This window comes from Proteus genomosp. 6 (genome assembly GCF_040139785.1).
Lineage (GTDB): Bacteria > Pseudomonadota > Gammaproteobacteria > Enterobacterales > Enterobacteriaceae > Proteus.
In genome coordinates this window covers 377737-391675 of record NZ_JBEEVJ010000001.1, presented here as the reverse complement: position 1 = coordinate 391675, position 13939 = coordinate 377737, and the positions used below count along the sequence as shown (strand labels likewise).

Here is a 13939-nt window from a genome sequence, read left to right as displayed (position 1 = left end):
TATGAATTGAGTTTATATATAGTTAACTTTTCTTGTGCGTGAGAATGTCTATGTCTAAAAATCAAAAATGGGAATTAAATAGAAGAACGTTGTTAAAAGGAATGGGCGCTATTGGCGTGGCCGCTCTTTCTCCTAACGCGTTCAGTCTAGTTAATGAAAATAAACCCATATATAACCAAAAAGTACGGATCAAATTATCCGAATATAAAACCTTTCGTTCAACCTGTGCGATGGAATGTTTGCACTGTAACCTAACAGCTTTTACACATAATGGGCAACTTATCAAAGTTGAAGCCACTGAAGGCTTTAATGTGAAATGCTGTTTGCGTGGTATGAGCCGAACTAAGTGGGTATACCATAAAGATCGTTTAACCACACCTTTATTACGTGTTGGCGAAAAAGGGAAAGCCGGCTTTAAACCGATCAGTTGGAATGAAGCGCTTGATCTTATTGAAAAGAATATCAGAGAAACCATTGATAAGTTTGGCAATGAGGGGCTATTTATCTCCACTCATGCAGGCAATATGGACTCGATTAAAAACGATATGGGTAAAGCGTTTTTCGATTACTTAGGAGGCTCCACAAAACAAGCTGGCTCTTTATGCTGTTCTGCTGTAACCGCAGCGATGATCCCAATGGTGGGTCTACGCTATGCAGATACTCGAGATACGGTAAAAGATAGTCGCTATATTCTTTGTTGGGGTAATAACCCAGCAGTCACTATGCAAGCCTATTTTAAAAACTACAACCAAGCTCGCCGAAATGGCGCCAGAATGGTGGTTATTGATCCTCGCTTTAATGAAACTGCGGCTAAAGCCGATGAATGGATCCCTATTGTACCTGGTACAGATACCGCACTCGCTTTAGGAATGATCAAAATTATCATTGAAGAAAATCTCACTGATAAACCTTTTTTACGGGCGCATACCGGTGCCGTTTACCTTGTTGACTCACAACAAAAACTATTACGCCAATCTGATGATGATAAAGATAGCTATCTGGTTTTTGATACATTAAGTCAGCAACTTGTTCACCATGAAACAGCGAATATTGTTCCTGCGTTAACTCATGATGAACTGCCTGCTAATGCTGACTATGTGACAGTTTTTGAGCAAATTTATCAACAAGCACAACCTTGGACTATCGAAAAAACCAGCCAAGAAACGGATATTCCAAAAGAAACGATCATTCGTTTAGCTCGCGATTATGCCACCACCAAACCAGCGATGATTGTGCAAAATATGTCAGGCGCTCAACGAACAGAGTTTGGTGCTTATGTCGCAGCAAGCCAGTTTTATCTCGCCTTATTAACCGGCAATATCGGTAAAAAAGGTGCAGGAGTTTGTGATGCGGGCGGTGCTCGTCAAATGGCGAAATTTAGCCCGATTATTCCACCAGCACCTAATGCAAAACCCATTAAACCAATCCCTGTTGCAAAAGTCGGTGATTGGATTGTCAATGAAAGACCACACCCAATTAACTTTTGGTGGATCATGACAATGGGGGTGATGACGCAACTTCCTAACACAAATATGGTGCGTAATGCACTGAAAAAAGTACCTTTTGTTGTTGTCGCAGATAACTTGATGTCATCCACGGCACTTTATGCCGACCTTGTGCTTCCTGTTACCACTATTTTTGAAGATACCAGTTTAATGGCGGGTGTTCGTAGTCAGTATGTGCAATTAATGGAAAAAGCCGTTGAGCCACCAGGAGAAGCAAAACCTGATTATTGGATCTTTGCTCGCCTTGCTGAGCGTTTTGGCTTTGGTGAAGTCTTTAATCAGCCTATCGAACATTACATTGATGCTTGCCTAAAAGGCTCTGGTATTACTCGAGAAATGCTTGAAAAAGGCCCAGTACGCCCAGTTGAAGGCGATTGGATCCCATTTAAAGATGGTATTTTCCGTACTTCAACGAAAAAAGCGCACTTCTTTATTGAAGAGTGGCAGGGAAAAAATTACTCCCCTATTGTCACCTATTATCCAGTAAAAGAATCGATAAAAGGCTCACCTGAACTTGCCCAAAAGTATCCTCTTATGGCGGTACAACGCAAACTCGCCCGTAGTGTTCACTCCAGTCATGGTATGAATGAATGGATCTTAGAAGTACAGCGTAATCAGCCGAATATTCTTATCCATCCTAATGATGCCTTAGCTCGCGGTATTAAAAATGGTGAATGGGCTATCGCGTTTAATGATCGAGGTGAACACCGCGCGATTGCCGTTGTGACCACTCACATTAAGCAAGGTGTTATCTCATTAGACAATGGATGGTGGGAGCAACAAGGCGGAAGTAGTAGCCATGTCACCAATGATCACGTAGAGCCTTTAGGTAATGGTCATTGCTGTAATAGCACCTTAGTTAACGTAAGACGGGAGGCATGATCATGGCGAAGAAACAGTATGGTTTTCTGATAAATACCAAAGATTGCTACGGTTGCCGCACCTGCTCTATGGCATGTAAATCTGAAAACGTAACACCACCCGGTGTGCTATGGCGTCGTGTTCGTGAATTCAACGAAGATCAACCTAATGCACAAGCCTTTATTACTATGTCTTGTAACCATTGTGATGATCCACAATGCCTAAAAGTCTGTCCAGCTGACACTTATACCAAACGTGAGGATGGTATTGTCGTGCAAGATCATGACAAATGCATTGGTTGCCAGATGTGTATTATGGCCTGTCCTTATAATGCACCCGTTTATGATCCCGTTGAAGGCAAAACCAGTAAATGCAACATGTGCGCAGATAGACTGGATGAAGGCTTGAAACCACGTTGCGTCGAGTCTTGCCCTACGAGTGCCATCGAATTTGGTGACATTGAAGATTTACGTAAAAAACATACAACAAATTGGACTTTATTGGAAAAACGCTATGGCGTTCCTGATCACACCATCAGTAATCCTAATATTGTCATTATTGGTATGGAGGATTAATCATGCATGATTATCAACTGCCGTTAGTCCTGTTTACGGTGATGAGTCAGTGGGGCATTGGTGCCGTATTAGCACTTTCACTGTATCAATGGCAAAACCAGACACAAAACTCAGCGATATTAAATACCAAAGCGTTACGAACAACGATTGCACTAATTTGGCTAATTGAAGTTGTTGGCTCCTCAATGTCGATGGGGCATTTGGGTGATCCACTTAGCGCTTATCGTTCTGTATTAGGTATCGCTCACTCTTGGTTAAGTCGCGAAGCTATTGCCTTCGTGATGCTAAATGGATTGATTTCATTATGGGCATTAGCCAGTTGGGTACAACCTCATGCCATCCGCCGTAATAGCCTACTTGGCTTATTTTGTGGCGTTATTGGTTTGCCTGTTATTTTGGTTACGGCACAAATCTATTACCAAATGCAGGCACACCCGTTATGGCATACACCAGCAACACAAATTAGCTTTATTGGTACAGCCTTGTTGCTTGGCTTTGGCTCGATGATCCCTTGGTTACGTTTACAAGGTAAAACCATTAGCAATTCATTAAAAATAGGGACGTTAATCGGCGCATTATTAGTACTTGTGGGATTAGTTATGAGAGCACAAGTACTCGGTGCAGATGTAGCAAGCCTATTATTATGGTGGCAAGTCATTGCTAGTCTGATTATGGGTATTTGTATTATTACGTTGTCTCATAGTGCTTCATTTAGCAAAACATCGCTCTCTATTATCGCTATTTTGATGCTTTTTAGTGGCGAAATTACAGGAAGAATGTTGTTTTATGGCAATGTAATGGCGCAAGCACCTTGGTTTTAAGTATGTTATTTCTCTAGGTTAATAGCTGGGTTAAATAGCTTAGTTAGCTTGCTTATTTAACCTAGTTTTATCCCCGATGATTCACTTGATATTTTTTTATTTACCCTAGCATTATTTTTCATTTTACCCCGAATTTATTCGGGGTATTTTTTTATCTCGCCCATATTATTGATTTTACCTTATCAGTACTCTTTTTATCTTTGTTGAAATAATCATCTGGCTATCTTTATCAATAATAGGCAAAATTAACATTAATAATTTAGCACAATTCCCTGTTTACTATTAGAAAAGAGAGCGCTTCACATGACTGGATTAATTATTACCATCGCGTTATTAGGTCTTATTTTTTATTATTACAACCGTATTATCTCTATGCGTGAAGCGGTTATCTCAAGTGAGACTGAAATTTCAGTGCAATTAGATCGTCGTGGCAAAGTGTTTGATAGCTTATTAGCCACCGTTAAAAAATACCTTAGTCATGAGTCTGAAGTATTTACTAAAATAACTGAATTAAGAACACAATCTCAAAGCGCAAATACCAAAGAAGCCAAAGCGGCTGAAGATGAGTTATCAAAAATTGTCTCAAGTGGTGCCATTAATGTCGCGGTTGAAAATTACCCTGAATTAAAATCCGACACTATCATGGCGAATTTACAAGAAGAGATTGTTTCAACAGAAAATAAACTCTCTTTTGCAAAGCGCGGTTACAACCGTACTTTAGAGCAATACCGTGCTTTCATCGCCTCTATTCCTGCGGTATTTATCGTCAAAATTTTCCCAAGCCTTGTTATTGATAAAGAGTACTGGCGCCTTGATGAAGAAACCATTAAAGCAGAAGAAGCACGCCGCATTAATTTCGATTAATTTGATAGTGATAAAAGATACTTATTACTTCTAGATTGATAAAAACAGCACTTAACGGTGCTGTTTGGAGTCACTAATGGATTTCAGAAATGTTCTACGAAAAAATGCTATTCGAACTCGTTTTGTTATAGCAACATATTTACTCTTAATGCTTATGATCGGTTTGCTGGTGGATACTGCTATTGGAGCCAATCCTTATTTAGATCTTACTGATAATATGTTGGCATTTCTGACTTTCAAAACGCTCCCTATTGCAACATTAATTATTCTCGCCATCTCGATTTTATTGCTTATCTTTATTCATTTTAAAGGGCATAAAATTATGCTCACGGGAATGAATGCGCGATTAATTAGCCCTGATGACACTTTAAATGCACAAGAGCGCCAACTCCTTAATATTGTTGAAGAGCTTAGCTTAAGTGCAACTCTTGGCTACATTCCTAAACTCTATCTTCTTGATACACCAGAAGCGAATGCCTTCGCAGCGGGTTGGTCTGAGAAAAACGCCTTTATTGGTGTAACAACAGGCTTATTAAATCGCCTTAATCGCCAAGAAGTACAAGCAGTATTAGCGCATGAAACAGGGCATATTATTCATGGTGATTCACGACTAACGTTATATGTTGGTATATTAGCTAACGTTATTCTGACGGTAACAAATATCTTTGGTAGCCGCTTATATATTGCCTCTGGTAACCGTGGTGGTAAAAGTAATGATGCAGCAAGTAAAGCACGGCTCATTTTAATTATTCTAAACTTGGTGTTGCCGATCATTACACAGGTGCTCTATTTCTATTTGTCCCGTACTCGTGAATATATGGCAGATGCCGCTGCGGTTGATTTAACCCAAGATAATCAAGCGATGATTAATGCATTAAAGAAAATTTCAGCACAACATGACACTGAAAATTTTGAAGATGGTTCGACGGGACGTGCTTATCGTAAAGCAGCCTTTATTTTTAATAAAGGAGATTCGTTTTTCTCAACGCATCCCTCCATTGAAAATAGGATCGCAGTGCTAGAAGGTCGAAAGACGTTTTAATTCATGTTGATACAATGTAGTAAAAAGAAAAAAACGTTTTCACCATATTGATAAACAGGTGAAAACGCTTTTTAATTCTTATTTCTTAGCAACAATCCGACTAACGATGTTTTTCACCGTGATGGAAAATAGCCGTACGTAAACGCTCTTGTTGCTCATAACGCTGTGGAAACTCAATCGTTTTATCTTTACCTAATTCCACTAAAAGTTCATTCATGGTTTGAATACTGGTTGTGGCAATAGCATCATCAACCTGTTTAACCACTTCATCATAATGAGACATCGTTATTTCCTTTTTCTCATAAAAATCTTAACTGCTATCATATTACAAGAAAGAGAAATTCTATATTTTTAGTCGCACAAAGCATGACTAAATTGAGTTAAGTGGCTTATTTTTTGTCTCTTGCCCCAATAACATCACCGCTAATATTCCAATTACAATCGAAAAACTGAATATCAGAAATATTGAGCTTATTTCAAATTGATATTGAACCAAATATCCCACCATTAAAGGTCCTAATATTCCACCAATACGCCCTATTGCAGTTGCTGTTCCAGCACCCGTTGTTCGAATTCCATCGGGATATTGTTCTGGTGTATAAGCATATAAAGCCCCCCATGCCCCCAAATTAAAGAACGATAACAACATCCCGAAAATAAGCAATGTTGCAGTAGAGTCAGCCACACTGAAATAATAAGCACTAATGGCTGTTCCAGCTAAATAAGTCACTAAAACAAACTTTCGCCCATAGCGCTCAATTAACCAAGCTGCCGTAAAATAACCGGGTAACTGCGCTAATGTCATAATAAGCACATATTGAAAGCTCTTAATTAAACTAAAGCCTTTTAACATAGCGACACTAGGCAACCACAAGAAAATACCGTAATAAGAGAAGACCACACAAAACCATAATATCCACAACATTAATGTTGAACGACGATATTGAGGTGACCAAATCAATGCCATTGATTGGCGAATAGATAAGCGTGTTTTTTTCTGTGAAGTGTGAGGAGATACAGGCTCAGGTAATTTTGAACGTAGATAAAGGGCATATACCGCAGGTAATGCGCTTAATAGCATTGCCATACGCCAGCCATAATCAGGAATAATAAAATACGCAATCAGAGCCGCAATTAGCCAACCTACCGCCCAAAAACTTTCGAGTAAAACAACAATACGACCTCGTTCGTGGGTTTCAACACTTTCACTGACCAGTGTTGAAGCAACAGGTAATTCCCCACCTAATCCCATACCAATAAAAAAGCGTAAAACAAGCACGACCATTAAAGAGCTTGCTAATGCCGTTAATCCACAACCTAAGCTAAACAATAGCAATGTGAAGATGAAAACAGGCTTTCGCCCTTTTCTATCCGCCATAATGCCAAATACAAAAGCGCCTACGGCCATACCAATTGAGTTTACACTACCAATCCAACCCAATTGCGATGCGGTTAATCCCCAATCTTCTTTTAATGCTGTGAGTAAAAAAGCCAATAGTCCCACATCCATTGCATCAAAAGTCCATCCCATACCTGCAATACATAAAAGTTTATTACGAGAGATTGCCTCAGGCGCTTTGCCTGTTTGGCTTGCCGTTGTCATTACATTTTCTTTCCATCCCCATCAAAGTGTTTAGTATACTAAACAAGAAAAACCATTTTGTTAATAGCGAAGTCATTATTTAAATAAAAATTAACATTTATGCTGAAAAAATAGCTAAAAAAAATCGGTATCTCTAATTAAGATACCGATTTCAAACTTTATAACTATCGATCGTGTTTTTTTGATTAGCTTCTTAAACCACGACCTTTTTCAATTAAATACCATGCAATAACATAAAACACAGCAATGAAAAGACACAGTACGCTAATCGTCACTGTTAAAGAGACATCAGTAATGCCCAGAAAACCATAACGGAAACCACTGATCATGTAAACAATCGGGTTTAATTTAGATACACCTTGCCAGAATTCAGGCAAGAGTGACAGTGAGTAAAACACACCGCCTAAATAGGTTAATGGTGTTAAAACAAAAGTTGGAATAATACTAATATCATCAAAGGTTTTCGCAAAAATCGCATTTAATAACCCCGCGAGTGAAAACACAATTGAGGTCATCAGTAATGTCACGACGACCATTGTCCAAGAGTGTATTTCCAATGGTACAAAAAAGAGTGAAACTACCGTCACTAATACTCCAACACAAATACCACGAGCAACACCCCCACCGACAAAGCCCGCAATAACAACATGCGTTGGAACAGGTGAAACTAATAATTCTTCAATGCTACGTTGGAATTTAGCACCAAAAAAGGAAGAGGAAACATTGGCATAAGAGTTTGTTATTACTGCCATCATAATCAGGCCAGGAACAATAAACTGCATATAATCTACGCCCCCCATATCGCCAATTCGTTTACCAATTAGGTTCCCGAAAATAACAAAATAGAGAGACATTGTTATCACTGGTGGAATTAATGTTTGCACCCAAATACGACCAAAACGGGTGACTTCTTTAATCCAAATTGTTTTGAGGGCTACCCAATACAGCTGAATCATTCCCTCTCTCCTTCTACTGTATGATCTTCATTCACTAAATGAACAAATAATTCTTCAAGACGATTGGCTTTATTTCTCATACTTAACACTTGAATACCTTGTGCATTAAGTTGAGCAAAAACACTGTTTAATCCTTGTTCTCTTTTAACATCGACTTCTAAAGTAGATGTATCAACCAAGCGATATTGATAATTTTGTAATTCAGGTAATGGGCTTTTAGGTGCTAAGTCTAAAATAAATGTTTCAGACTCTAATTTACTTAATAAACCTTTCATACTGGTATTTTCAACCAGCTCACCACGTTGAATAATACCAATATTCCGACACAGCATTTCTGCTTCTTCTAAATAGTGAGTCGTTAAAATAATGGTGGTACCTTCAGCATTTAATTGTTTTAAAAACGTCCACATTGAGCGGCGTAATTCAATATCAACACCCGCGGTAGGTTCATCAAGAATAAGCAATTTCGGTTGATGCATTAATGCACGCGCAATCATTAAACGGCGCTTCATCCCCCCCGATAAAAAACGTGCTCTATCATCACGTTTTTCCCATAAATCTAGCTGAGTTAAGTAAATTTCGGCACGTTCTAATGCTAATTTACGAGGCACGCCATAATAACCCGCTTGGTTGAGAACAATTTGTAATACGGTTTCAAACGGGTTGAAATTGAATTCTTGTGGCACTAATCCTAACTGGCGTTTTGCATTTACCATATCGGTATCGGTGTCATAACCAAACACTTTTACTTTGCCGCTACTCTTATTGACTAAAGAGCTAATAATACCAATCGTGGTCGATTTACCCGCACCATTAGGACCTAATAAAGCATAGAAATCGCCAGCCTCAACGGTGAGATTAATACCTTTTAGCGCTTTTACGCCATTGTGATAAGTTTTCGTTAACTCCGTTAACTCCAATGCATACGTCATAAGTGGGAATTACCTTTTATCAACTGCATTATTCAGCATTGACTGAGCTGAAATCAGAAAATAGCTATTCAACTAAACCTTGCTAATGCTAAGCATTGCTCACACGCTTCAATTCAGAAAATAGGCTTAGTTCAATAAGATCAAAATGGAATAAGGATATTCTAGAGAAAATAAGGTCGTAAATAAACCGTTTTAGGGTTTATGACACAAACGAATAAATAAATATTTTTTAACTATTTTAATAACAAAGAATAAGACCTGAAGAGAATGTAAATTAGCAATCAAGGCTCAAGGTTCTTTTATTTCTTACTGATATTCTGATGTTTTAATAAATTTATCCCTTAGTGCAATCATTTAGCCTAATTGATACCAATAAAATTATTGCCTTTGTTTCTCAAGTTTACTGATGAATATTATCTCGCCATTCATTATCTCAATCAATGATGTTCTTTATTTTTTATCATTTATGCTTTCAGTATAAAAATAAAACCAATAATCATAATCATTAAATTTATTTATATAATATTTATAAGTGTCTATTTTTGAATAATACAACAGTAGGCTTAACAAACAGTTATCTTTTTATACATTTGATTTACATCAAAGAATGTATTGATAAATTCATTAAACAAATGCTATAAAAAGATCTATCTTATTTGAACGCGAAAAAATACAAGCAATTATCTGTCACTTGGCTTTAAAAAGCCCTCTGATTAATTCAAAAGTAATGGTATAAAAATACCCTTTCTTAACGGATCTCTCGCATCCAACAATAACACAAGAGCTATTTCGTGTTGGCGTACTGTCAGCGCAAATGGTGGGAAACCGAATTTACAGGCAGTCACGTCATGATGAGAAAAATTGAAGAGCTGTTAGCCAATAACAAGCAATGGTCAGAATCTGTTACTGAAGAAAACCCTCAGTTTTTTAAAGATCTCTGTAAAGGTCAAAAACCTCACTTTTTATGGATCGGTTGCTCTGACAGCCGCGTTCCAGCAGAAAAATTAATTAACGCAGCACCTGGTGACCTCTTTGTTCATCGTAATGTCGCAAACTTAGTGATCCACACTGATTTAAACTGTCTTTCTGTGATCCAATATGCAGTTGATGTATTGCAAGTTGAACACATTATTGTCTGTGGTCACTATGGTTGTGGTGGTATTGAAGCAGCGATTGAAGGCACTGAATTAGGTCTTATCAATAACTGGTTACTGCATATCCGCGATATTTGGTACAAGCACAGTTCCATGTTAGGTGAACTGGCACCACATGATAGATTAAACCTACTTTGTGAGCTAAACGTTATCGAACAAGTGTACAACCTTGGTCACTCGACGATCATGCAAGCAGCGTGGAAACGCGGACAAAAAGTAATGATCCACGGTTGGGTTTACGGTTTAAATAACGGTGAGCTACACGACCTTGATGTCACTTCTGATAGTCGTGAAAAACTTGAACTTTCGTATCGCCAAGCGATGGCAAAATTAAGCCATCCGCGTTAATTTACTCACCATAAAAAGTCATTAGAAGCCTTGATATTTAAAATAATATTAGGGCTTTTTCATATATTAAAAACATGAAGTTGCCTATTTGGCAACAACGAAAAAGAGTGCTATGCTGTTGTCAAATAGGAAACAAGGGACAGGGAATGCACGTAATATCACGAGAGCCTTTTGATTTAGCATCTACACGTTTCCCCAATTGTACTCAATCACTTACTGATACTTACAGAACGCTAAAGCAGAATACTTATCAAACACCTGAAGCATTAAAAAAAATCTTCCCAAGTTTAGATAGAATGAAATATAGAGAAAAATGGTGGGTTATCAATATTGGTGGAAATACGCTAAGGATCCTATTCTTTGCAGATTTTGAACGCGACAAAATATTTGTAAAACATATTTCTACTCATGCTGAATACGATAAACTCATTGATTACTATCGGAGAACAAAAGAATGATGATTATTGATGCAATTAAGGCTGCTAATAGCCTAGTCAATATAGTTCCTATTCTTGGTCGTAGCCAATCTCGTAAAGACTATGAAGAAGGTGTCAAATTAGTTGAATACTTAGTAGAACACGACCCAGATAATCCTTTAATTGATATGCTTTGTCATAAAATTGATGAATATGAGAATAGTGCTCCTGAATTTAGAGCATTCAATGCAAGACTAAATCAATGTGATGATGCCATTGCTGTTTTGCGTACATTAATGGAGCAATATCAATTAAACACCACTGATTTTAAAGAAGAATTAGGTTCGCGCTCTTATGTAAGCCGCATTTTAAATGGTGAACGTAATCTCACGCTAGAACATATTAAAAAACTAGCAGCTCGATTTAATTTACCTGTATCTATTTTTATTAAATAAGACCAACAAAAAACCCGCCTACAGCGGGTTTTTCACTTCTATTTTAAGTAAATTCATTACTCATCTAATAACGTTACATGCCCAATATAAGGCAGGTGGCGATAACGTTGTGCGTAATCGATGCCGTAACCGATAACAAATTTATCTTCAATGGAGTAGCCAATCCATTCAACAGGTACATCAACTTCACGGCGTGATGGTTTATCCAATAAAGTACAGATAGAAATAGAAGCTGGCTCACGTAAGCTTAAAATCTCTTTAACGCGATTTAAGGTATTACCTGAGTCAATAATATCTTCAACAATCAGAACATCTTTACCACGAATATCTTCATCGAGATCTTTAATGATTTTAACGTCACGCGTTGACGTCATACCATTACCGTAACTTGATACAGTCATAAAATCGACTTCGTGGTTCACATTAATTTCACGACATAAATCTGCCATAAAAATAAAAGAACCTTTTAACAAGCCGATTAAGACAAGATCGTGTTGTTCTTGACGTGGGCGGTAATGTTCTGTGATTTCACGACCTAGCTCAGCAATACGCTGTTTGATCTCTTCTTCAGAGATCATGACATCAACAATATGTTTCATGATTTATTTCGATTGGGTTAACGGGGAAAGCAAACGATTGTACCAGAACTTCCTTCATCATGCGATGATCTGATTTAATGAAAATAAAGACACAAAATATTAATCTTGTGCCTTCCATTAGTTTATCTTACTGATATTAATGGTTTTTACAGTGTTTGATTATTTACTAACGGTAAAACCCGCCATCATACCGGTATCTTCATGCTCTAATAAATGGCAGTGCGCCATAAATGGATGCGCTTTTGTGGCTAAATGATCGAATTTCACCAAAATTTCGCTAAATTGACCTTCAACTTTCACGATATCTTTCCAGCCTTGGCGATGTTTTTCTGGTGCTCGACCATTTTCAGATAAAATACGGAATTGCGTACCATGCACATGGAATGGATGTAACATCATGTCACCACGACCAGAAACAACCCAACGTTCATAAATACCCTGTTTCACATCGAATGCAGGCTCTGTCATTGAGAATGGAATACCATTGATACTATTAGCAGTATAAATATCTAGATCTCCATTACCATGACCACAATTCATTCCACCGCCCATCATGCCATTGCCATTACCTTGGCGCATATGACTCATTCCATGATGAATGCCCGCTAATGCTTTATCACCATAACGCTCTGTTAATGCCATCATACCTTGCATATCTAAACGCATATCCATACGTAAATGTAATGTACGAGTTGCAATGTTACTGAGGGTTGGTAATGCTGGAATTAATGCTAATTGATCGGGTAAAGTACCTTGTGCTTTTTCTGCTGACGGTAATAAACGTAATACAGGTAATACATTATCAAACGGTGCTAACACCATGCCCATTTGACGTACAGGTAAAGTGACAATATCAAAATCACGACCATCTGAGGTATCCACTAAAACCTCAAAACGCTCTCCCATTAAAATAGGGAGTTCTGTCACTTTTACAGGTTCTGCTAATAATCCACCATCACTGGCGATCACATACATGGGTCTGCCATCACTAGTGGCCAGATTTAAGCTACGTGCATTACATCCATTTAAGAATCGTAATCTTACCCAGCCTTTTGGCACAATATGCTGTGGTTGGATCGCCCCATTGGTCAACATCATATCGCCAAACCAGCCAATCGCCGCACTCATCACATCAAGCTGATAATCAATTTGTCCTTCACTATCTAAACGTTTGTCTTGCAAAATAACGGGTAAATCATCAATACCCCAGCGATTAGGTAATTTTCGGCTTGCAGTTTCATCATCTTCAATAATCACTAATCCGCCTAACCCCATAGCCACTTGTTGACCTGTTACACCATGCGTATGAGGATGGAACCAACACGTTGATTCAACTTGGTTTGGTGTAAAGGTCACTGTGCGAGATTTCCCAGGTGCAATCGTTGCTTGAGGGCCGCCATCTTCTTCGCCACTAATTTCAAGCCCATGCCAGTGAACGGTTGTCGTTTCGGGGAGCTGGTTATTGATATTGATAGTGACAGGTTGACCACGTTTCAATTTCAATGCAGGTCCTAATAAACTGCCGTTATAACCCCAAGTTGTTGTACTTGCCGTCGGAATAAATTGAGAAACACCTTGTTGAATATTAAGAACAATCTTTTGTTGAGCATCTGGGGTAATTTGAGGTGGAATAGCCAATGAAGGCGTGTTACTTTGGGCAAACGCAAAACGACTCCAGCTCGGTAATAATGTTACAGCACTTAATGTGGCGCCTAATTTTAAAAATTCGCGACGTTGCATAATATATTCCTTTGAATAAAAACAAGTTATTATGTATTTATCGAAATAAGATGAATAAAAAAGCTTTG

General features: G+C 38.2%; 14 protein-coding genes. 8 read left to right on the top strand and 6 right to left on the bottom strand.

Annotation, left to right across the window (positions count from 1 at the left end):
* Positions 1-50: 50 nt before the first annotated feature.
* The 5 genes from ABN212_RS01700 (at position 51) to htpX (ending at position 5668) form a co-directional block, all read left to right on the top strand.
* Entirely contained in the window at positions 51-2387 is a 2337-nt protein-coding gene (locus ABN212_RS01700; protein ID WP_349442769.1) for a molybdopterin-containing oxidoreductase family protein, read from the top strand.
* 2 nt (positions 2388-2389) lie between these two features.
* A complete protein-coding gene (locus ABN212_RS01695; RefSeq protein WP_198619391.1) occupies positions 2390-2941 on the top strand; it encodes a 4Fe-4S dicluster domain-containing protein in 552 nt (183 codons plus the stop codon).
* A gap of 2 nt (positions 2942-2943) precedes the next feature.
* Complete coding sequence (locus ABN212_RS01690) at positions 2944-3762, top strand: dimethyl sulfoxide reductase anchor subunit family protein (RefSeq protein ID WP_349442768.1); 819 nt, start codon at positions 2944-2946, stop codon at positions 3760-3762.
* Positions 3763-4065: 303 nt separating this feature from the next.
* Entirely contained in the window at positions 4066-4626 is a 561-nt protein-coding gene (locus tag ABN212_RS01685; RefSeq protein WP_196532269.1) for a LemA family protein, read from the top strand.
* A 76-nt stretch (positions 4627-4702) separates the two neighbouring features.
* A complete protein-coding gene (htpX, locus tag ABN212_RS01680; protein WP_196532270.1) occupies positions 4703-5668 on the top strand; it encodes a zinc metalloprotease HtpX in 966 nt (321 codons plus the stop codon).
* A gap of 100 nt (positions 5669-5768) precedes the next feature.
* On the opposite strand, the gene ABN212_RS01675 is transcribed toward htpX, so the two are convergent.
* From ABN212_RS01675 to ABN212_RS01660, 4 genes are all read right to left on the bottom strand, one after another.
* Positions 5769-5951, bottom strand: coding sequence for a DUF2526 family protein (locus tag ABN212_RS01675; protein WP_109371615.1), 183 nt, complete (start codon positions 5949-5951; stop codon positions 5769-5771).
* A gap of 87 nt (positions 5952-6038) precedes the next feature.
* Entirely contained in the window at positions 6039-7271 is a 1233-nt protein-coding gene (locus tag ABN212_RS01670) for an MFS transporter (RefSeq protein ID WP_198619388.1), read from the bottom strand.
* A 185-nt stretch (positions 7272-7456) separates the two neighbouring features.
* Entirely contained in the window at positions 7457-8227 is a 771-nt protein-coding gene (locus ABN212_RS01665; RefSeq protein ID WP_109371619.1) for an ABC transporter permease, read from the bottom strand.
* Positions 8224-9159, bottom strand: a complete 936-nt coding sequence (locus ABN212_RS01660) for an ABC transporter ATP-binding protein (RefSeq protein WP_109371621.1) — start codon at positions 9157-9159, stop codon at positions 8224-8226. The genes ABN212_RS01665 and ABN212_RS01660 overlap by 4 nt, the downstream gene beginning before the upstream one ends.
* Positions 9160-10007: 848 nt before the next feature.
* Between ABN212_RS01660 and can the strand changes: the two genes are divergently transcribed.
* From can to ABN212_RS01645, 3 genes are all read left to right on the top strand, one after another.
* Positions 10008-10661: a carbonate dehydratase gene (can, locus tag ABN212_RS01655; RefSeq protein ID WP_072070989.1), complete on the top strand. Its 654-nt coding sequence runs from the start codon at positions 10008-10010 to the stop codon at positions 10659-10661.
* 146 nt (positions 10662-10807) lie between these two features.
* On the top strand, positions 10808-11119 hold the full coding sequence (locus ABN212_RS01650; protein ID WP_198630227.1) for a type II toxin-antitoxin system HigB family toxin: 312 nt from the start codon (positions 10808-10810) through the stop codon (positions 11117-11119).
* Positions 11116-11532 (top strand): helix-turn-helix domain-containing protein, encoded by a 417-nt coding sequence (locus ABN212_RS01645; RefSeq protein WP_198619387.1) that lies wholly within the window; start codon positions 11116-11118, stop codon positions 11530-11532. The genes ABN212_RS01650 and ABN212_RS01645 overlap by 4 nt, the downstream gene beginning before the upstream one ends.
* Positions 11533-11588: 56 nt before the next feature.
* Here ABN212_RS01645 and hpt read toward each other — a convergent pair whose 3' ends face one another.
* Both hpt and cueO read right to left on the bottom strand, forming a co-directional pair.
* Positions 11589-12131 (bottom strand): hypoxanthine phosphoribosyltransferase, encoded by a 543-nt coding sequence (gene hpt, locus ABN212_RS01640; RefSeq protein WP_151434361.1) that lies wholly within the window; start codon positions 12129-12131, stop codon positions 11589-11591.
* 159 nt (positions 12132-12290) lie between these two features.
* A complete protein-coding gene (gene cueO / locus ABN212_RS01635; protein WP_198619386.1) occupies positions 12291-13871 on the bottom strand; it encodes a multicopper oxidase CueO in 1581 nt (526 codons plus the stop codon).
* Between the last annotated feature and the right edge of the window lie 68 nt (positions 13872-13939).